We start from the raw sequence: 19740 nt of genomic DNA, 5'->3' as shown, positions 1-19740 counted from the left end.
CGAACGTGCCTGCCCGTGGCCCACGGCTGTCCGGGCCGGGCACGGGGCTGGTGACGTGTGATGGACGAGGGTGGTCGGGAGCCGCCCGGTGTTCACGGCCGGTCCGGGACGGCGCTGTTCGGCTCCAGGTGCTCGCGCAGCCACTGTTCGGTGGTGCTGACGTGCAGGAGCGCGGCGGCCTGCGCCAGGCAGGCGTCGCCGGCGGCCAGTGCCTGGAAGATCGCCTCGTGTTCGGCGACGGTGCGGGCGGCGGCGTTGTCGTCGACCAGACCGCGCCAGACGCGTGCGCGCACCGTCCGGCTGGAGATCCCCTCCAGCAGGGTGGCGAGGGTGGCGTTGCCGGTGGCCGCGACCACCGCCCGGTGGAACGCCGCGTCGTGTTCGTTGAGCCGCTCGACGTCCTCCCGGGCCGCCCGCATCGCGTCCAGGTGCCGCTCCACCTCGGCCAGTTCCCCGGCCGAGATGCGGGTGGCGGCCAGTCCGGTGGCGACCGGTTCGAACAGCCGGCGCACCTCGGTCAGCTCCAGCAGGGTGTCGCCGCGGAGCAGTTCCACCGCCGATCCGATGCTGCTCAGCAGCAGCTCAGGTTCGAGGCTGGTCACGTATGTACCGTCGCCCCGGCGGATCTCCAGCACGCGTGCGACCACCAGTGCCTTGACTGCCTCCCGCATCAGGTTGCGGGACAGCCCCAGCTCCGCGGCCAGCTGCTGCTCGGGCGGCAGTTTGGCGCCCGGCGGCAGCTCGCCGGACTGGATGAGGTCCCTGATGCGGTCGATGGCCTTGTCGGTCAGTGACATGCGGCTGCTCCCTGCTCGTTGCCCAGGCGGCGGCAGCGTAGCAATACATCCCATCACTCAGGAAGGGATGGGATGACCCGAAGGCGCTCTCACATATACCTTCACTGCAAATGAGCAGGTGGACAGCGACCACTTACATATTTCTCTCCTGAGGTATGGACACCAAGGCGGGGTGACTCTATAAATCCATCCCATGTCCGGCGTCTGCCGTAGCAGAGCGGACATCTCGTTGACACACGACGATGGGTGGTGGCCATGGAGCCGACACGACACCGGACCCTGCGAACCGAAGGTGCCGGGCCCGATGAGTGAGCTCATCAGCGCGCTCGAGGCCGTGGACGTACGGTTCCCGACCTCGCGGGACCTCGATGGCTCCGATGCCATGAACCCCGAACCCGACTACTCGGCGGCGTACGTGACGATCCGCACGAGTGCCGGGGGCCGGGGACACGGACTCGCCTTCACCGTGGGACGCGGCAACGACGTCGAGGTCGCCGCCGTACGCGCCCTGGCCCCGCTGATCGTGGGGCTCCCGGTGGCGGAGGTACTGGCCGATCTCGGCGCCTTCTCCCGGCGGTTGACCGGCGACAGCCAACTGCGCTGGCTCGGCCCGGAGAAGGGGGCCATCCACATGGCCGCCGCGGCAATCGTCAACGCCGTCTGGGACCTGTACGGACGCCGCACCGGTAAGCCGGTCTGGCGGCTGCTGGCCGAACTCTCCCCCGAACAGCTGGTCGCCCTGGTCGACTTCCGCTACCTCCAGGACGCCCTCACCCGCGACGAGGCCCTGGACATCCTGCGCCGCGCCGAGCCCGGCCGCGCCGAGCGCACCGCGCACCTGCTGGAGCACGGCTACCCCGCGTACACCACGACCCCCGGCTGGCTCGGCTACGACGACGAGAAGCTGGTGCGGCTGTCCAAGGAGGCGGTCGCCGACGGATTCGGCCAGATCAAGCTGAAGGTCGGCGCCGACCGCGAGGCAGACCAACGCCGCATGCGGCTGGCCCGCGCGGCGGTCGGCCCGGACATCAGGATCGCCGTCGACGCCAACCAGGCATGGGGAGTCCAGCAGGCCATCGACTGGACGGCGTCGCTCGCCCCCTACGACCCGTACTGGATCGAGGAGCCCACCTCGCCGGACGACATCCTCGGCCACGCCGCCATCCGCCGGGCCGTGGCGCCGGTCAAGGTGGCCACCGGTGAACACACCCACAACCAGGTGATGTTCAAACAGCTCCTCCAGGCGGGAGCCCTCGACGTCCTGCAGCTCGACGCCAGCCGCACCGCCGGCGTCACCGAGAACGTCGCCATCCTGCTGCTGGCCGCCAAGTTCGGCGTCCCGGTGTGCCCGCACGCCGGCGGGGTCGGACTGTGCGAGATGGTGCAGCACCTGGCGATGTTCGACTACGTGGCCGTCAGCGGCACCACCGAGAACCGCGTCATCGAGTACGTCGACCACCTGCACGAGCACTTCACCGACCCGGTCCGCATCCGCGACGGCCGCTATCTCGCCCCGTCCGCCCCCGGCATCAGCGCCGAACTCCATCCGCAGTCCCTGGCGGACCACCGCTACCCCGACGGCCCGGTGTGGAGCGGGGAGGCCGAGGGATGAGCGCTCCCGACTGCGCGGGACTGACAGCCCTCGTCACCGGCGGCGCCTCCGGCATCGGACTGGCCACCGCACGCCTGCTGTCCGCCCGCGGGGCCCGCGTCGCCTGCCTCGACCTCGAACCCGACGGCCTGCCCGATCCCCTCATCGGGATCCGCGCGGACGTGGCCGACGACACGGGCGTGCGGGAGGCCGTCGCCGAGGCCGCGCGCGTCCTCGGCGGCATCGACATCCTGGTCAACAACGCCGGCATCGGCGCCCAAGGCACCATCGAGGAGAACGCCGACGACGAGTGGCACCGGGTGTTCGACGTCAACGTCCTCGGCATGGTCCGGGTGACCCGGGCCGCCCTCCCCCATCTGCGCCGCTCCGACAGCGCGGCCATCGTCAACACCTGCTCCATCGCCGCCACCGCCGGGCTGCCCGACCGGGTGCTGTACTCCGCGACGAAGGGCGCCGTGCTGGCCCTGACCCGGGCGACCGCGGCCGACCTCGTGCACTGCGGGATCCGCGTCAACTGCGTCAACCCCGGCACCGCCGACACTCCCTGGATCGGCCGCCTCCTGGACCGCGCCGCGGACCCCGCGGCCGAACGCGCCGCCCTCAACGCCCGCCAGCCGATGGGCCGTCTCGTCTCCGCCGACGAGGTCGCCGCGGCCATCGCCTACCTCGCAAGCCCTCTGTCCGGCTCCACCACCGGCACCGACCTCCCCGTCGACGGCGGCATGCAGGGCCTGCGGATCCGTCCGCGCACCTGACCCCGCTCCTTCCCCTCCCCTCTCGCGACCGGCACCCGCACACCGCACGACCGGTCCTGCACGCAGCCCGTTCCGCGCGACCCCGTCAGCAAGGAGAGCGAGCAATGCAGCTCAGGTTCACCAGGTACGCCTGTCTCGGCGCCCTCGCCGCCCTGTCCGTCCCCGCACTCACCGCCTGCGGGGGTTCGGGATCCGCGTCGGCCTCGGGCCAGGGCGGTGGTTCCACCGTGGTCGGGGTCGACTACCCGCGCTCCGACACCGACTTCTGGAACTCGTACATCAAGTACACCCCGCAGTTCGCCAAGGAACTCGGACTCGACCTGAAGACCACCAACTCGCAGAACGACGTCGCCAAACTCACCGCCGACGTCCAGACGTTCATCAGCCAGGGCGTCAAGGGCGTCGCGATGGCGCCGCAGGACACCGCCGCCATCGCACCCACCCTGGCGCAGCTGGAGGCGAAGAAGATCCCGGTCGTCTCCGTGGACACCCGCCCCGACACCGGCAACGTGTACATGGTCGTGCGCGCGGACAACCGCGCCTACGGCGAGAAGGCCTGCCGGTTCCTGGGGACCAAGCTGGGCGGCAAGGGCAAGGTCGTCATGCTCCAGGGCGATCTCGCCTCCGTCAACGGCCGTGACCGCACGGAGGCGTTCAACGACTGCATGAAGAAGAACTACCCGGACATCAAGGTCTTCGGCGAAGCCACCAACTGGGACGGCGCCGTCGCGGCGCAGAAGCTCCAGACCGACCTTACCGCCCACCCCGACATCAAGGGCGTCTACATGCAGTCCAGTTTCGCGCTCTCCGGCACCCTGCAGGTGCTCAAGCAGAAGGGCCTGCTGGTCGGCCCCGAGGACAAGAAGCACGTGTTCGTGGTCTCCAACGACGGCATCCCCGAGGAGCTCAAGAACATCGCCGCGGGCAAGATCGACGCCACCGTCTCCCAGCCGGCCGACCTCTATGCCAAGTACGCCCTCTACTACCTCAAGGCGGCGATCGACGGCAAGACGTTCAAACCCGGCAAGACCGACCACGACAGCACGATCATCCAGGTCCGCGAGGGCCTTCTGGAGGACCAGCTCTCCGCGCCCCTGGTGACGGCGGACGGCGGCACCTACGGCGGGGTCCCCAGCCTCAAGAGCGACGACAGCTCCCTGTGGGGCAACAACCTCAGCTGACCGGAAGGCGATTCGCTGACATGTCTACGGCTGCGCCCGTCGCCCAGGCGGCGGCGATAACGAAGCGGTTCGGTTCCACGGTGGCGCTGCGCGACGCCCGGATCACGATCGCACCCGGGCAGACCCACGCACTCGTCGGGCGCAACGGCGCGGGCAAGTCCACGCTGGTCTCCATCCTCACCGGACTGCACGCACCGGACGAGGGCACGGTCACCTTCAACGGCGAACCGGCGCCCCGGCTCGCGGACCGGGACGGCTGGCGGCAGCGGGTGGCGTGCGTGTACCAGAAGTCCACCATCATCCCCGAGTTGACGGTCGCCGAGAACCTCTTCCTCAACCGGCACGACCGCGGTCGCGGCGGCCTGATCAGCTGGCGGACGGTGCGCGACAGGGCACGCGAACTGCTGCGGGCCTGGTCGGTCGACGTGGACGTGCGCACCCCGGCGGGAGAACTCGACGTCGAACAGCGCCAGTTCCTGGAGATCGCCCGGGCCCTGTCCTTCGGGGCCCGCTTCATCATCCTCGACGAACCCACCGCGCAGCTGGACGGAGCCGCGATCAACCGACTGTTCGCCCGCATCCGGGACCTGCAACGGCAGGGCGTGACATTTCTGTTCATCAGCCATCACCTCCAGGAGATCTACGAGATCTGCGACACGGTGACGGTGTTCCGCGACGCCCGGCACATCCTGACCGCCCCGGTGGCCGAACTGCCCCGCGCCGAACTGGTCGCCGCCATGACCGGCGAGGGCGCCACCGAGGCCGCCAGGGCCCGCCGCCGCCCGACGGACAGTAAATCCCCCGATGTGCTCGTCGTGGAGGACGTGACGCTCAACGGGATCTACGAGGACGTGTCCGTCCGTATCCGCGGCGGGGAGATCGTCGGTCTCGCCGGCGCGGCGAGCAGCGGCCGCATCGAAGTGGCGGAGACGGTCGTCGGACTGCGCGCCGCCGACACCGGCACGGTGCGGATCGCCGGGGTGCGTCCACGCCCCGGCAGCGTGCCCGCGGCCCTGAAGGCCGGCGCCGGCTTCGTCCCGCAGGACCGCCACCACCAGGGCTACGTACCGGAGATGTCCATCGCGGACAACGGCACCCTCACCATCCCCGAACGGCTCGGTCCGCCCGGCTTCATCGACGGACGCCGCCGGGACACCTACGCCCGTTCCATGATCGAGAACCTGGCGATCAAGACGCCGGGGCCGGAGCTGCCCGTCTCCGGGCTCTCCGGGGGCAACCAGCAGAAGGTCGTCATGGCCCGCGCCCTGGCCAGCGATCCGAAGGTGCTGGTCCTGATCAATCCGACCGCCGGCGTCGACGTGCGGTCCAAGGGGTTCCTCCTCGGCAAGGTCGAGGAGATCGCCGAGTCCGGCACCGGGGTGCTCATCGCCTCCGACGAACTCGACGACCTGCGCATGTGCGACCGGGTCCTGGTGATGTTCCAGGGCCGAGTAGTGGCCGAAAGGGCCCGCGGCTGGCACGACCACGAGCTCGTGGCCGCAATGGAAGGAGTGGACCTCGATGTCTGAGAGCGCGACTGCGGCCGCCGCGAAGAGTCCTAACGACGGCCCGCCGGACCCCGTGAGCGACCAGCCAGCCACCGGCAGGGCAGGCGAGCGGAGGCTGGCCTTCGCACGGCTGCGGGACCTGGCACTCATCCCCGCGATCATCGTCATGGCGATCGTCGGCCAGCTGGTCAATCCGGTGTTCCTGCAGCCCGACAACCTGGTCAACGTGCTGCAGACCATGTCCGAGATCGCCCTGCTGGTCCTCGCCCAGACCCTGGTGCTCATCGTCAAGAAGATGGACCTCTCCCTGGAGTCCACCGTCGGACTCGCCCCCGGCGTCGCGGCCTGGCTCACCGTCCCGGCGGGCGCGGCACACGGGGTCGGACTGCTGCCCGGCGCCTGGTCCATCCCCGTCACCCTGACGGTCGGTCTCCTCATCGGCGTGGTGAACGCGCTGTTCATCATCCGGTTCGGGCTCAACGGCTTCATCGTGACGCTCGGCATGCTGATCGTGCTGCGCGGCATCCTGACCGGCATCTCCGGCGGCCAGACCTTCTTCCAGCTGCCCCAGTCGATGCTCTACCTCGGCACCACCCAGTGGCTGGGCATGCCCGCCTCGGTGTGGATCTGCCTGATCCTCTTCGCCATCGGCATCGTCGTGCTCGGCTTCACCAGCTTCGGCCGCTCCCTCTACGCGATCGGCGGCAACGTCGACGCGGCGAAGGCGGCCGGCATCCGCACCGACCGGGTGCTGTGGATCGTCATCGTCACCGCGAGCGTCCTCGCCGCGCTGAGCGGCCTGCTGCTCTCGGGACGCCTGGCCTCGGTGGCCTCCGCCCAGGGCAACGGCTACATCTTCACCGTGTTCGCCGCCGCCGTCATCGGCGGCATCAGCCTCAACGGCGGCAAGGGAACGGTCTTCGGCGCGTTCACCGGCATCCTGCTGCTGTTCCTGATCCAGAACGTCCTCACCCTCGGCGGTGTCCCCGCCCAGTGGATCGGCGCCCTCAACGGCGCGATCATCCTCGTCGCCCTGGCGCTGTCCCGCATCACCGGAGGCAAGGCGCAGGACTAGACACCGCCCGCTGTTGTGCACCCGCCCGCACCACTCCCGAATGACCAGCCCAACCCGCACTCGAAAGGCAGGCATTCTTATGGAACGAAGAGACTTTCTCGTCACCTCCGCAGCGACATCGGCCGCACTGGCCGTCGGTCTCCCGGCCGCCGCGGCCCCACAGGCCGCGACGGAGGCGGAGGACGCCGCCGTGTCGGACGCCTCGCGCCTGGCCCTGTGGTACAGCAAGCCCGCAGGCCAGTGGCTGGAGGCCCTGCCCCTCGGCAACGGCCGCCTCGGCGCCATGGTGTTCGGCGGAGTCGACACCGACCGGCTCCAGCTCAACGAGGACACACTGTGGGCGGGAGGCCCCTACGAACCGGCCAACCCGCAGGGCCTGGCGAACCTCCCCGAGATCCGGCGCCAGATCTTCGCCGGCCAGTGGGGCTCGGCCCAGGACCTGATCAACTCGACCTTCCTGGGCAACCCGGTCGGGGAGTTGATGTACCAGACGGTCGGCGATCTGCGCCTGACGTTCCCCGGCACGGGTGACGTCGGCTCCTACCGACGGGAGTTGGACCTCGACACCGCCGTGGCCACCACGACGTACACACGCGGCGGGGTGGCCTACCGCCGCGAGGCGTTCGCCAGCCATGCCGACCAGCTGATCGTGGTCCGGCTGACCGCCGACACCCCCGGCGCCCTCTCGCTCACCGCCACTTTCGACAGCCCCCAGCAGACCCAGAAGTCCTCCCCCGACCGGGTCACCGCCGCGCTGGAGGGCACCGGGCAGACCCGCGAGGGCATCACCGGCCGGGTCCGCTTCCGCGCGCTGGTCCGTGCCCGCGCCGAAGGCGGCACCGTGCGCAGCGAGAACGGCACCCTCACCGTGACCGCAGCCGACGCGGTGACCCTGCTGGTGTCCGTGGGCACCAGCTACAACGACTACCGCGACGCCTCCGGCGACCATCGCGCCCGCGCCGAGCGCCCGCTGAACGCCGCCGCCGACACCCCCTACGGACAGCTGCGCGCCCGCCATGTGCGCGACCACCGCGCCCTCTTCCGGCGCGTCACCCTCGACCTCGGCGTCACGGATGCCGCCAACGCACCGACCGACCAGCGGGTGGCCGCCTTCGCCCAGTCCGACGATCCTCATCTGGTGGCCCTGCACTACCAGTTCGGCCGCTATCTCCTCATCGCCTCCTCCCGCCCCGGCACCCAGCCCGCCAACCTGCAGGGCATCTGGAACGACCAGCTCTCCCCGCCCTGGGACTCCAAGTACACGATCAACATCAACACGGAGATGAACTACTGGCCGGCCTCCACCACCAACCTTCTGGAGTGCTGGGAGCCGATCTTCGCCCTGCTCGACGACCTCGCCCAGGCGGGACAGAAGACCGCGCGGGTGCAGTACGGCGCGAACGGCTGGGTCGCCCACCACAACACCGACGCCTGGCGCGGCACCGCGCCGGTCGACGGCGCGTTCTGGGGCATGTGGCCCACCGGTGGCGCCTGGCTGGCCACCTCGGTCTGGGAGCACTACCGCTTCACCGGTGACCGCGAGGCGCTGCGCCGACGCCTGCCGGTCGTCGAGGGCGCCGTCCGCTTCTTCCTCGACGCCCTCGTCACGGACCCCACCACCGGGTATCTGGTGACCTGCCCGTCCGTGTCGCCGGAGAACGCCCACCACGCCGGCGTGTCCGCCTGCGCGGGCCCCACCATGGACAACCAGATCCTGCGCGACCTGTTCGACGGTTACCTCGCCGCCTGTGACGCGCTCGGCGTCACCAGCCCGTACGCCGCCCAGGTGCGCCAGGCCCGAGCCCAGCTTCCGCCCATGAAGATCGGCGCGCTGGGGCAGTTGCAGGAGTGGCAGCAGGACTGGGACGCCGGCGCACCCGAGCAACAGCACCGCCATGTCTCCCACCTGTACGGTCTGCATCCGAGTAACCAGATCTCCAAGCGTGGCACCCCCGAACTGTTCCGGGCCGCACTGAAGACGCTGGAGATGCGCGGGGACGCCGGTACCGGCTGGTCCCTCGCCTGGAAGATCAATTTCTGGGCGCGCGCGGAAGACGGATCGCGTTCCTACAAACTCCTCACCGACCTCCTCACTCCCGACCGCACCGCTCCGAACCTGTTCGACCTGCACCCGCCGTTCCAGATCGACGGCAACTTCGGCGCCACCGCGGGAGTGACCGAATGGCTGGTGCAGTCCCATACCAACGAGGTCCACCTCCTGCCGGCGCTGCCCCCGCAGCTTCCGCAGGGCCAGGTCACCGGCCTCCTCGCCCGCGGCGCCCTCACCGTCGACGTCTCCTGGAGCGACGGCGCGCTGACCCACGCCCGCCTTGCGGCACGCCGGACCGGCGCGGTCCGGCTGCGCACCGCGGCACCGGTCGCGGTGCACGCCGAGGGCGGTGCACGCACTGACGTGAAGCGCCCCGAGAGCGCCGTCGTCGCGTTCGACGCCCAGGCGGGCGAGAAGTACGTGATCACGCCGCTGTGACATGCGATCGGGGCCGGGCAGGCTGCCCGGCCCCGATCACGCGCCGTACGGCCCCCGGGTCCTGTCCGGGGGCGCGCCGCCGCCCAAGCCCGCGCCCCACTCACCCTCACCCCAGCCAAGCCCGAACCGGCCCCCCAGGAGCCGGAGACCGTCCCGGCCTACCTGGCCGACACCGGCGACCACGACGCCCTCCTCGATGCACACGGCGACTGGGAGAAGTGGCGCACCATCCCTATTGAATCGGCGTGTTGAAGCCGATCTGACAGGGTGGCGCGATGAGCAAGTGACGTGTGTTCTGGGTCCCCGAGCCGGCGCTGACTACCCCACCGCGCGTACCCGTACTAGCGGGATGGGCTGACCTGGCGGAGCTCGAAGAGTCAACCGGGATCCGGCCTGGTAACCCGATTCTGCTGGCACCGGACTACCGCATCGACGAACTCCTCAGCCTGTACACGCGCGGCAGCCCGTTCCGGGCATTCACAAAAGAGACGAAGCGCAACTACATCACGGACCTGTGCCTGTTCCTCAACTTTCTGTGGCAGCGCGGGAAGGTCTGGACGCAGGCGGTAGAGGCGGATGTCGTCGACTTCCAGTTCTGGCGCCAGACGTCGCCCGAGATCGCGTCCCATGAAGTGGTGTAGCCGGGCGTGGTCCCGGAACGCGCGGGTGTCTGCCCGGGGCGTGCATCCGCTGACCGTGCATGCTCCCTGAGCAAGGGCAGGCCATCGCGCAAGTCTCCCTGGTGAACGGGCAGTTCAGCCGGAGGAGCGCACGATGGCCCTGTCCCAGTCTGAGCTGATGCGGCTGCTGGAGTCACTACGTCGGGCCGACGGAGTTGAGGCAATCAGGGTGGCGTGCGAGCGCATCCTGCAGGAGCTCATCGAGGCCGAGGCCACCGAGGTGATCGGTGCCGCCCCGGGCGAGCACTCCGACAAGCGCACGACCTGGCGCAACGGGCACCGGGAGCGGCTGCTGACCACCCAGGCCGGCGACCTGGACCTGAAGATCCCGAAGGTGCGGAGCGGTTCCTTCTTCCCCTCCCTGCTGGAACGTCGACGGCGCATCGACCGGGCGTTGTTCGCCGTGGTGATGGAGGCATACGTGCACGGGGTGTCCACCCGCAGTGTGGACGACCTGGTCAAAGCGCTCGGTGCGGACAGCGGGATCTCCAAGTCGGAGGTGTCGCGGATCTGCGGCGAGCTCGACCACGAGCTGGAGGCGTTCAAAGAGCGGCCGTTGGACCACACTGTCTTCCCCTACGTGTTCCTGGACGCCACCTACTGCAAGGCGAGGGTCAACCACCGGATCGTGTCCCAGGCGGTGGTCATCGCCACCGGGATCTCCGCCACCGGGCACCGCGAGATCCTCGGGCTGATGGTCGGTGACAGCGAATCGAAGCCGTTCTGGACCAAGTTCCTGCGCTCGCTTCGGGCCGGCGGTCTGGAGAACGTCCAGCTGGTCATCTCCGACAGCCACAGCGGCCTGGTGGCCGCGATCCGCACCGTCTTCCTCGGCGCGGCCTGGCAAAGGTGCCGCGTTCACTTCGTGCGAGACGTCTTCTCGGTGATCGAAAAGGGCTCCGGGGAGATGGTCGCAGCGACCATCCGCACCATCTTCGCGCAGACCACCGCCGAGCAGGTGCGCACCCAGCTGAACGTGGTGGCCGACATGCTCGGACGACAGTTCCCCCAGGTCAAGGCCATGCTGCTGGACGCTGCTACGGACATCACCGCGTTCGCGGACTTCCCGCCGGCGCACTGGAAGAAGATCTGGAGCACCAACCCGCTGGAACGGCTGAACCGGGAGATCAAACGGCGGGCCGACGTGGTCCAGGTGTTTGCCAACCCCGCCGCCCTGGACCGGCTGGCTGCCGCGGTCCTGGCCGAACTCCACGACGAGTGGCAGGTCTTCGACCGCCGCTACCTGTCGGAAGCCTCCATGGCAGAGCTGTTCACCGACAAGCCGACCACACCCGAACCGCAGATCACCCCACAACCGGAACCGAAACAGCTGCCGTGACTACATCACCCCGCGGGACATGACCTCGCCCGAAAACCCAGTGCGGGTGGGCGGGAACAAGTGGAATCGTGAGCTGGCCGCGCTGATGAACTTGTACACGTGGGCGACGAAGCCGGGTAACGAGTTCCTTCCGCGCAATCCGGTGCCGGTGCATCGGGTGGTGGGCCAGCATGGGCAGGTCGTCGAGGTGCCGGACGGGAAGGCGAAGGACACCCGGGGTAGCAATGTCCACTGGTTGACGCCTCGGATGTTCCGGCTGTGGATGAATGTCGGGCTGCGCGGGTACAGCGCTGACGGGCTGCCCGCGCAGGGATGGGTGGGTCGGCTGGAGGGCCGCAACGTTGCGTTCGTGCGCTTGTTGACCTCTTCGGGGATGCGGCGGCTGGAGGGCGCCTCGCTGTTGACGTTCGAGGTGCCGTCACTGCGCCTGGAGGGCAGCCGTTACTACACGGGGCGCCTCGCCGCGGCCGTCACTCGTTCCAAGAAGGCCCGTACCTACTATGTCGAGGCTCATGTGGTGGGCGATATCGAGAGCTACGTCGAGTCCTCGCGCCCCGAGGCCATTCGCACGGCCCAGGCACAGGGCCGGTACGACGGCGTGCGGAATATGCGGCTGGTCACCCGGGTGAGCCGGGGCCGAAGCCGACGGTGTACTGGTGCGACCGCCAGGGCGTCACCGGCCGCATTGCACTGACGGAGGCTACCACGGGCGAACGGATGACGTGGTACACCGAAGGCCCGGAGGGGCCGGAGCCGTTGTGGCTGTGGCTGAACGAGATGGGGCTGCCGTTCCAGCCGCATTCGTGGAACAACATCTTCGCGGCGGCGAACCGGCGGTGCCGGGCGCTGCTGGATCCGGAGCCGGAGCGTCGGTTGGACCCGCATCGCAGCCGGGCGCCGTATGCGACGCCGCATTCCTGCCGGCACAGCTTCGCCCACATGCTGGTGATCCTGCACCACTTGATGGACCAGCGGTTCGGTCTGAGCCCGCAGGAGCGGCGGGACTATCGACTGCTCTACGGGGATCCGTGGCGGATGGTGCAGGACCTGCTGGGTCATGCATTCCTTGAGACGACCCGCGAACGGTATCTGGCCCCGGTCGCCGACCTTCAGCTGCGGTCGCTGCTGACCACCGCACCCCCGTTCCGCGAAGGGGAACGGCCGGCATGGGAGATGGATGAGGTGTTCGCGCGTCTGGCGCGGGAGGCCGAGGGCATCCAGGACATCGAAGCCAAGCTGCAGGTCACCCCGCGGGCGGCAGGATGAGCCGGCGCGGGCGCACTGCGCCGATGCCGACAACGCCGGTGCGCAGGCCACCGGTTCTGGTGGGTGACGGCCTCGTCGTCGAACACCGAGACCGAACGGGGCCGTCGCGGTCTACGACTTCCGTACGCTGCCGGTCGCGGATGCCCTGCGCCGGTCGCTGGCCCTCCTGTTCGCCGCGCGGTGCGTGCTGAGCCGGTGGACCTCGCACCACAGCAGCAGGTACTTCTGGCTCCCCGTGCAGGCGTTCACCGCGTACCTGGCCACGCTGGACGCACCGGTTGCCGACCTCGACCAGCTGACCGCCGGGTTCTGGAAGCAGTGGAGGCTTAGCCGGCCGAACACCCGCTTCGGCTACCGCCAGATCACCACCGTGCGGGGGCTGTTGCTGGACGACCCGCGGCTGTCCACGGCGGCACGAGAAGCGCTCGCCCGCCGCGTCCTGCAACCCACGGCGAAGGAAGTGTCCTTCCAGGATGCCGAGTTCGACGCGATCGTCACCATGGCGCAGCGAATGTTCCGTGCCGCACATCTACGAATCACGGACAACGCCCGCCACCTCACCCAATGGCGGTCGGGGGCGTTCACTCGCGGCAGCGAGGCATGGCTGCTGGGTGAGGGCTGGACTGTCTGACACGGACCGGTGAGGCTCCCCACGACACCCGGGTTCGCCAGCGCGGCCGGGTGCTCGACCGCTATGCGCGGGTGCTGGGCGGGGAGCGGCCCGAGCACACGTGGCAGCGGCTGTTCTTGACCCGGATGGAGACGGTCGCACTGGGGGTGCTGCTGCTGGCCGAGCACGGCTGGAATCTGTCGGTGATCAACCGGTTCAAGGTGCCGCAAGCGGCCCCGGACGCCGGCAACGACGGCCCGCGGATCTACCGGGTCGAGCTAGAGAAGCACAAGCGGGGCGCCGGCCGGTACTTCGAGACCCGCAACCTCACCGACGACGGAGCCGCCTCCCCCGGGCGGCTCATCACACAGGCACTGGAGGCCACCGTGTTCGCCCGCGCGGCCGTGCACACGCTGAGCCCCGGCACGGACCGCTTCCTGATCTGGCGCTCCGCCAAGGCCCCGCTGGACCCGCAGGACGAGACCAGCAAGAAGTCGGGCATCGGGGTGTTCGGGTTCGGTATCTCCGGCAGTACGGCCAAGAGCTGGGCGACCCAACAGGGCTTCTCCTCCTCGCCGTTCCGCAGGGGGCGGCGGACGGTGAACACCCTGCACCGGCGCGTGCCCGGACAGAACAGCCAGGCCACACACGACCGCGTCTACGCGCTGGCCGATCCCCAGGTCCGCCAGGCCGCGATCCCGGTCATCGCCGAGGCAGCCGAAGCCGTCGTGACCAAAGCCCACGCAACCGCGTTCGCCGCCGAACTGCGCGAGGGAGCCGATCCGGCCGATCAGCCGACAGCCACCGCCGACTGCCATGACTACGATAACAGCCCCTATCCCGGCCCCGGCGGAGGCTGCTCGGCCTCGTTCCTGATGTGCCTGGCCTGCCCCAACGCCCGCATCCACCCCGCACACCACAGCCGCCTGGCCCACCTACACCACGCACTCGACAACTTGCGCACCGCCATCGAGCCGGACCAGTGGCAAAACCAGTGGGAGGACGGGCACGCCGGCCTGGAACACCTCAAGGGCCAGCTCGGCGCCGCGGTGTGGACCCGCGCCCTGGCCGACGTGACCAACACCGACCGCGAACTCATCGCCCTGCTGCTCAACGGAGACCTCGCCCCGTGACGGCCACCAGCCCCTGTCTGTGTCCTTCCCGGACCCGACACCCCGTCATCCCCGCCCACCGGGTCGTCGACGGCTACACCGGTCCCATCGCGCGCTACGCGGCTCCGGCCTGGCCACTGATCCCCATGAACGCCAACCCGGGGGTCACGCACAGCACCATCCACTGGCCTACGTTCCCCGACACGTTCCGGGAGGAGATGCGACTGGCCGCCTGGACCTTGATCAACGGTGAACTGCCCGCGGTGTTCCTGCGTGAGCGCCATCCCACGTGGCGCTCACGCCAGGCACCCAAGGTGCTCTGTCAGACGATCGGGACCTGGTGCCGGCTGGCCGTGTGGCTCACAGGCCGGGGCATCACCACGCTGAGCGCCTGCACCACAGAGGTACTGGGTGAGTACGGCCGCTTCCCCGGCCTGAAGGCCGGGGCATCCTGGCTAGATGTGGGTGAAACCAAACGTCCCACCGCCCGAAGACGGCGAGGGGCCCGGAGATCTGGGGACACCGAGCGGCTGGTGTCTGGAAGCGGGCTCGCCGGGGGGCGCGGTCTAGTGAGCGCTCAGGCCTCCAGCGGCGAAGCGCGCCAGGGCGTTGTCAGTGGTGGCGTGCAGGATGACGGGCATGACGACACCTGTAGCAGTGATCGTGGATGCCGCCGCCTACGCGCAGGCGGTTGAGGACGCGGTGAAGGCCGCGGCCGCCTACTACGCCAGCGGCACCTCACCCCTGGACGACGACACCTACGACCGGCTGGTCCGCGGTATCGCAGCATGGGAGGCCGAACATCCCGGCCAGGTGCTGCCCGACTCGCCGACCGGGAAGGTCGCCGGCGGTGCGGCGGAGGGGGATGTGCCCCACACCGTGGCGATGCTGAGCCTGGACAACGTCTTCACGCCTGAGCAGTTCGTCGCCTGGACGGCCTCGCTGGCGCGCCGAATCGGGCACGAGGCGGAACGGTTCAGCGTCGAGGTGAAGCTCGACGGAATCGCGATTGCCGCCCGCTACACCCGGGGCCGGCTGATGCGGCTGATCACCCGCGGCGACGGGACGGCCGGGGAGGACGTCTCGCACGCGATCGGCACCATCCAGGGTCTGCCGGCCACGCTGTCCGAACCCGTCAGCGTGGAGGTGCGCGGGGAAGTCCTCATGACCACCGTCCAGTTCGAGTACGCCAACGAGGTGCGCACCGCTCACGGCGGGCAGCAGTTCGCGAACCCGCGTAACGCCGCGGCGGGCACCCTGCGCGCTAAGGACCGCGCCTACACGGTGCCGATGACGTTCTTCGGCTACGGGCTGCTGCCCCTGCCCGACACCGAGGCGGCACTCGCCGCGCAGCTGGGTGAGCGCCCGCACAGTGACCTGATGGCGCAGGCCGCCGCGTGGGGGGTGAACACCACCGCGGACACCGCCGTGCCCGGCATCACCGCTGACACGGCCGAGCAGGTGCTGGCCCGGGTGCAGGAGATCGCGGAGCGGCGCGGCCAGTTGCCGTTCGGCATCGACGGGGTCGTCATCAAGGCCGACTTGGCCGCCGACCAGCAGGCCGCCGGATCGGGCTCGCGTGCCCCGCGCTGGGCAATCGCCTACAAACTCCCCGCTGTCGAGAAGATCACCCGGCTGCTGGAGGTGGAGTGGAACGTCGGCCGTACCGGCATCATCGCCCCCCGGGCTGTTTTGGAACCTGTTGAGATCGACGGCTCCACCATCACTTACGCCACCCTCCACAACCCGGCCGACATCACCCGCCGCGACCTCCGCCTGGACGACCACGTCATGGTTTATCGCGCCGGCGACGTCATCCCCCGCGTCGAAGCCCCCGTCGCCCAGCTGCGCACCGGCGACGAACAGCCCATCGTCTTCCCCGAGGCGTGCCCGCGGTGCGGCTCCGGCATCGACACCAGCGAGCAGCGCTGGCGCTGTGAGAACGGCCGCAACTGCCACCTGGTGGCCGCCCTTTCCTACGCCGCCGGACGCGACCAGCTCGACATCGAAGGCCTCGGCCACACCCGCGTCGTCCAACTCGTCGAGGCCGGCCTGGTCGCCGATCTCGCCGACTTGTTCACCCTCACCCGCGAGCAGCTCCTTGGCCTGGAGCGGATGGGAGAGACCAGCACCGACAACCTCCTCACCGCACTCGCCACGGCCAAGAGCCGGCCGCTGTCGCGGGTGCTGTGCGCGCTCGGCGTGCGCGGCACAGGCCGGTCCATGTCCCGCCGCATCGCCCGCCACTTCGCCACCATGGACCACATCCGCGCCGCCGACGCCGACGCCTTGCAGCAGATCGAGGGCATCGGCACGGAGAAGGCCTCGTCCATCGTCGCCGAACTCGCCGAACTTACCCCGCTCATCGACAAACTCACCGAAGCCGGCGTCAACATGGCCGAGCCCGGAGCCACCCCGGCCCCCACCACGGCCGGCCCCGAAGACGCAGCCGAACCTGCAGAAGCCCCGGAGCAGGCCGGCGGGCCGCTGACCGGCATGACCGTCGTCGTCACCGGCGCCATGACCGGCGCCCTGGAACAGCTCAGTCGCAACCAGATGAACGAGCTCATCGAACACGCCGGCGGCCGCTCCTCCTCCACTGTGTCGAAGAAGACCACGTTGGTCGTCGCAGGAGAAGGCGCCGGGTCCAAACGCACCAAAGCCGAAACCCTCGGCATCCGCCTGGCCACCCCCGACGAATTCGCCACCCTCATCGCCGACTACCTCTCCTGAAGAGGGCCATCAGTCTGACGTCGTCGCTCCCTTCTGGACCCTGCTCTGCCGCATGCAGTCGACGACCCGGTGAGGTGCTGGGTGCGCTGCTCGCCCGGCACCTCACTCGGAACTCCCCCAGTGCGCGGACGTGGTGCCGGGCGCTGGCGCTGCGGTTTCCACGACCTTGCTTTCGGGCTGCTGATCCGACTGGCCGATGACGCCGATGGCATGACTCGTGACCGCGGCCGCAACCAGTCTGGGCACAACCGGACTCCTGTCCTGCAACACCGCACGCTGCAGGTGAGGAGACTGACGTGACCGCTGACGCCGTCGAGCAGAGCTCAGCCCGTACCTACGTCGATCGCTATTCCGCCGACGGGACCGATTCCTGCCGGTGGCCCCCAGCGGGCAGCAACCGGAAGGTGATTACCTGCTGCCCCCGCCGAAGCCTGCCCAACGCCTCAGCTTCACATTCGACCCACGCCACCAGCGACGCCTTGAGCTCCAGGGATGCCGGCTGCGGTCAGGGCCGCGAGTCCGACTGCATCAAGATGCCGTGCCACCGGTTGGGGCGGGTTATTGCCACATCAAGCAACGTTTGCCCTGCAGTTCGTGGCGCGCTGACTGGTTTCCGCACGCAGTCGGGACCGTGCGTCCATACATGTCGAGTCACGCGTCCAGTTGTGCGCGAATGAGCGTGTCGAGTCGCTGCCATGCCGGGGACGAGGCGTTGACCGTGCCCTGGATGAGGGCAGGGATCTCGAAGGCTGCATCCAGCCCGGGCAGTTCGTCGGGTCCGTAGCGTTCCCGATGTGCCTCGGCGATCCGGCGGGCGAGGTCGTCGATGCGGGGATCGTCGGCGTCAAGGTCGTGCGCGTGGTCGTAGTCGAGGAAGAGCTGCCGTAGCGCCGGGTCGACCAGGGTCTCGGCTTGGTCGTGAAACAGGGTGATCGCGCGGTCTGGGTGGGTGGCGAACACGAGGATCCACAGGTCGCGTTGCAGGTCCACCCATCGAGGCGTGAATCCCCAGCGGGCCAGGTGCTCCATATGGGTACCGACCTCAGTGGGCAGCGGTGCCAGCTGCCCGGCGGCGAGCTGGCGCAGGCGCCCTCGCGTTGCCTGCAGGCCACGGATGCGGGCGGTGAGCTCGTCGTCGATCTCGTGCAGCGCCTGCTGGAACTCTTCGTCGGTCGCTGATCTCAGGTCACGGATACGGGCCAGGGGGACGCCGGCTTCGGCGAGTGTCCGGATCTTGATCAGGTCGATGACGGCGTTCGCGCCGTACCGGCGGTAGCCGGACGCATCGCGGTCGGGCTCGGAGAGCAGTTCCTTGCCGTGATAGACGCGGATGGTCTTGATCGACACTCCGGCGTACTTGGCCAGCTGCCCGATGGTGATCACCCGGCGATCCTTCCACTTGACCCTTCCCCTGGGGCAGGGTTGCAGCATGGCGTCATGGCGAACATGAATGTCGATCGGGAGACCCTGCGCGAGCTGGCCGATGAGGGCAATGAGACGGCTTTGGACCGGCTGGCCGACCTCGCCGACGCAGCCGGCGACCTCGGGGAGCTGAGCCAGCTGTTGGACGATGGATCCATGCACGCCGGGCTCCTGCTCACTCGACGCGCGGCCGCGACCGGCGACCTGCACGAGCTGCAACGGATCTCCGACGCCGGGTATGACGAGGCCGGGAAGGAGCTGGATCGGCTGCTGAAGGCACCGACCGACGGGCATCGGGATTGAGGATCCGGCCGGCCGCTGCAGCAGCGTTCCAGGCCAGGGCCATCGGGTTCGGCTCACGGCTGGCGTGCTCGGCCCAGAGTGTTCGGCATGGCCGAACTGGTGCGCGTGCGCGAGACAGACGACGGGGAGGTCGTACCCGAGGACGGTGAGCCCGAAGTCATTTTCTGCATGGATGAGTTCGGGCCGCTTAACCTGGTGCATCACCCGGGTCGGCAGTGGGCCGAACGCGGCGGCAAGCACAAGGGCCTCGACCGCGAACCCCGTCATCGACAGCGAGCGACTTACAACGGCTACGGCGGCGTACGCCACCTGTTCGCCGCCCTCGATCTGACCCGGGACAAGCTCTACGGCCACATCAAGCCGGTCAAGAAGCGCACCCAGTTCCTGGAGTTCTGCCGCTACCTGCGCAGCCTCTACCCGCCCGGGGGCCGTATCGCGATCGTCTGTGACAACCTCTCCCCGCACCTGACCACGAAGAGGTGCCGGCGGGTCGGCATCTGGGCGGCGGCGAACAACGTCGAGATCGCCTACACCCCACCAACAGCTCCTGACTCAACCGGATCGAGGCCCAGTTCACCGCCCTGCGCTACTTCACCCTTGACGGCACCGACCACGCCGACCACAAGGAACAGGGCAGCATGATCCGCCGCTACATCATCTGGCGAAACCGCCACGCCGACGACCGGCGCCTACGCGCCATCCTCGACAGGGCGAGCATTGCCCGATGTGGCATCATGCACCGCTCGTCACTGTTGCGCTGCTGGTAGGTCCCCGCAGTCGGGCACGTGTGCGGCTCCCCCGAGATGATCCGGATGGCTGAGGCCGCCGAGAGGGACCGGCGACGGCCGATGAGTTTTTC

The 19740-nt window shown here is 69.3% G+C and carries 16 protein-coding genes and 1 pseudogene; 15 read left to right on the top strand and 2 right to left on the bottom strand.

The annotated features are described in order from the left end of the window. Positions 1 to 92: 92 nt before the first annotated feature. Positions 93 to 797, bottom strand: coding sequence for a FadR/GntR family transcriptional regulator (locus ACFVJQ_RS34200; RefSeq protein ID WP_030655812.1), 705 nt, complete (start codon positions 795 to 797; stop codon positions 93 to 95). Between the two features lie 304 nt (positions 798 to 1101). Here ACFVJQ_RS34200 and ACFVJQ_RS34195 point away from each other — a divergent pair, with 304 nt between their 5' ends. The 13 genes from ACFVJQ_RS34195 (at position 1102) to ligA (ending at position 17156) form a co-directional block, all read left to right on the top strand. Beyond that, entirely contained in the window at positions 1102 to 2409 is a 1308-nt protein-coding gene (locus ACFVJQ_RS34195) for an enolase C-terminal domain-like protein (protein ID WP_385275908.1), read from the top strand. Then, entirely contained in the window at positions 2406 to 3164 is a 759-nt protein-coding gene (locus tag ACFVJQ_RS34190; protein WP_385275911.1) for an SDR family NAD(P)-dependent oxidoreductase, read from the top strand. Before ACFVJQ_RS34195 ends, ACFVJQ_RS34190 begins: the two co-directional genes overlap by 4 nt. 104 nt (positions 3165 to 3268) lie before the next feature. Further along, positions 3269 to 4345, top strand: a complete 1077-nt coding sequence (locus ACFVJQ_RS34185) for a sugar ABC transporter substrate-binding protein (RefSeq protein ID WP_385275914.1) — start codon at positions 3269 to 3271, stop codon at positions 4343 to 4345. Between the two features lie 20 nt (positions 4346 to 4365). Beyond that, positions 4366 to 5874: a sugar ABC transporter ATP-binding protein gene (locus tag ACFVJQ_RS34180; protein ID WP_385514628.1), complete on the top strand. Its 1509-nt coding sequence runs from the start codon at positions 4366 to 4368 to the stop codon at positions 5872 to 5874. Beyond that, positions 5867 to 6928, top strand: coding sequence for an ABC transporter permease (locus ACFVJQ_RS34175; protein WP_385275920.1), 1062 nt, complete (start codon positions 5867 to 5869; stop codon positions 6926 to 6928). Before ACFVJQ_RS34180 ends, ACFVJQ_RS34175 begins: the two co-directional genes overlap by 8 nt. Before the next feature lie 79 nt (positions 6929 to 7007). Beyond that, positions 7008 to 9416 carry a glycoside hydrolase N-terminal domain-containing protein gene (locus ACFVJQ_RS34170; protein WP_385789504.1) on the top strand — a complete coding sequence of 803 codons (2409 nt, stop codon included), beginning with the start codon at positions 7008 to 7010 and terminating at the stop codon, positions 9414 to 9416. A 290-nt stretch (positions 9417 to 9706) separates the two neighbouring features. Beyond that, complete coding sequence (locus ACFVJQ_RS34165; RefSeq protein WP_385789502.1) at positions 9707 to 10057, top strand: hypothetical protein; 351 nt, start codon at positions 9707 to 9709, stop codon at positions 10055 to 10057. 133 nt (positions 10058 to 10190) lie between these two features. Next, positions 10191 to 11435 (top strand): IS256 family transposase, encoded by a 1245-nt coding sequence (locus tag ACFVJQ_RS34160; protein ID WP_385789500.1) that lies wholly within the window; start codon positions 10191 to 10193, stop codon positions 11433 to 11435. A 19-nt stretch (positions 11436 to 11454) separates the two neighbouring features. After that, complete coding sequence (locus tag ACFVJQ_RS34155) at positions 11455 to 12129, top strand: hypothetical protein (protein ID WP_385789498.1); 675 nt, start codon at positions 11455 to 11457, stop codon at positions 12127 to 12129. Positions 12130 to 12152: 23 nt separating this feature from the next. Then, positions 12153 to 12701, top strand: a complete 549-nt coding sequence (locus ACFVJQ_RS34150; RefSeq protein ID WP_385789496.1) for a hypothetical protein — start codon at positions 12153 to 12155, stop codon at positions 12699 to 12701. 184 nt (positions 12702 to 12885) lie between these two features. Then, the gene (locus tag ACFVJQ_RS34145; protein ID WP_385789494.1) at positions 12886 to 13332 is read left to right on the top strand and encodes a hypothetical protein; all 447 of its coding nucleotides are present in this window, start codon (positions 12886 to 12888) and stop codon (positions 13330 to 13332) included. A 50-nt stretch (positions 13333 to 13382) separates the two neighbouring features. After that, on the top strand, positions 13383 to 14444 hold the full coding sequence (locus ACFVJQ_RS34140; RefSeq protein ID WP_385789492.1) for a hypothetical protein: 1062 nt from the start codon (positions 13383 to 13385) through the stop codon (positions 14442 to 14444). A 609-nt stretch (positions 14445 to 15053) separates the two neighbouring features. Further along, positions 15054 to 17156: an NAD-dependent DNA ligase LigA gene (ligA, locus tag ACFVJQ_RS34135; RefSeq protein ID WP_385514636.1), complete on the top strand. Its 2103-nt coding sequence runs from the start codon at positions 15054 to 15056 to the stop codon at positions 17154 to 17156. Between the two features lie 651 nt (positions 17157 to 17807). On the opposite strand, the gene ACFVJQ_RS34130 is transcribed toward ligA, so the two are convergent. Then, positions 17808 to 18539, bottom strand: coding sequence for a MerR family transcriptional regulator (locus ACFVJQ_RS34130; protein WP_385789490.1), 732 nt, complete (start codon positions 18537 to 18539; stop codon positions 17808 to 17810). Positions 18540 to 18593: 54 nt separating this feature from the next. Between ACFVJQ_RS34130 and ACFVJQ_RS34125 the strand changes: the two genes are divergently transcribed. Together ACFVJQ_RS34125 and ACFVJQ_RS34120 are read left to right on the top strand one after the other, a co-directional pair. Next, positions 18594 to 18881 carry a hypothetical protein gene (locus tag ACFVJQ_RS34125; protein ID WP_385789488.1) on the top strand — a complete coding sequence of 96 codons (288 nt, stop codon included), beginning with the start codon at positions 18594 to 18596 and terminating at the stop codon, positions 18879 to 18881. A gap of 120 nt (positions 18882 to 19001) precedes the next feature. Beyond that, positions 19002 to 19648: pseudogene (locus tag ACFVJQ_RS34120) on the top strand (transposase); the annotation flags it as partial. Positions 19649 to 19740 lie beyond the last annotated feature (92 nt).

The sequence above is a fragment of the Streptomyces sp. NPDC127197 genome, assembly GCF_042672405.1.
Taxonomy (GTDB): domain Bacteria; phylum Actinomycetota; class Actinomycetes; order Streptomycetales; family Streptomycetaceae; genus Streptomyces; species Streptomyces flavusporus.
This window is presented reverse-complemented; position numbering and strand designations above follow the sequence as displayed.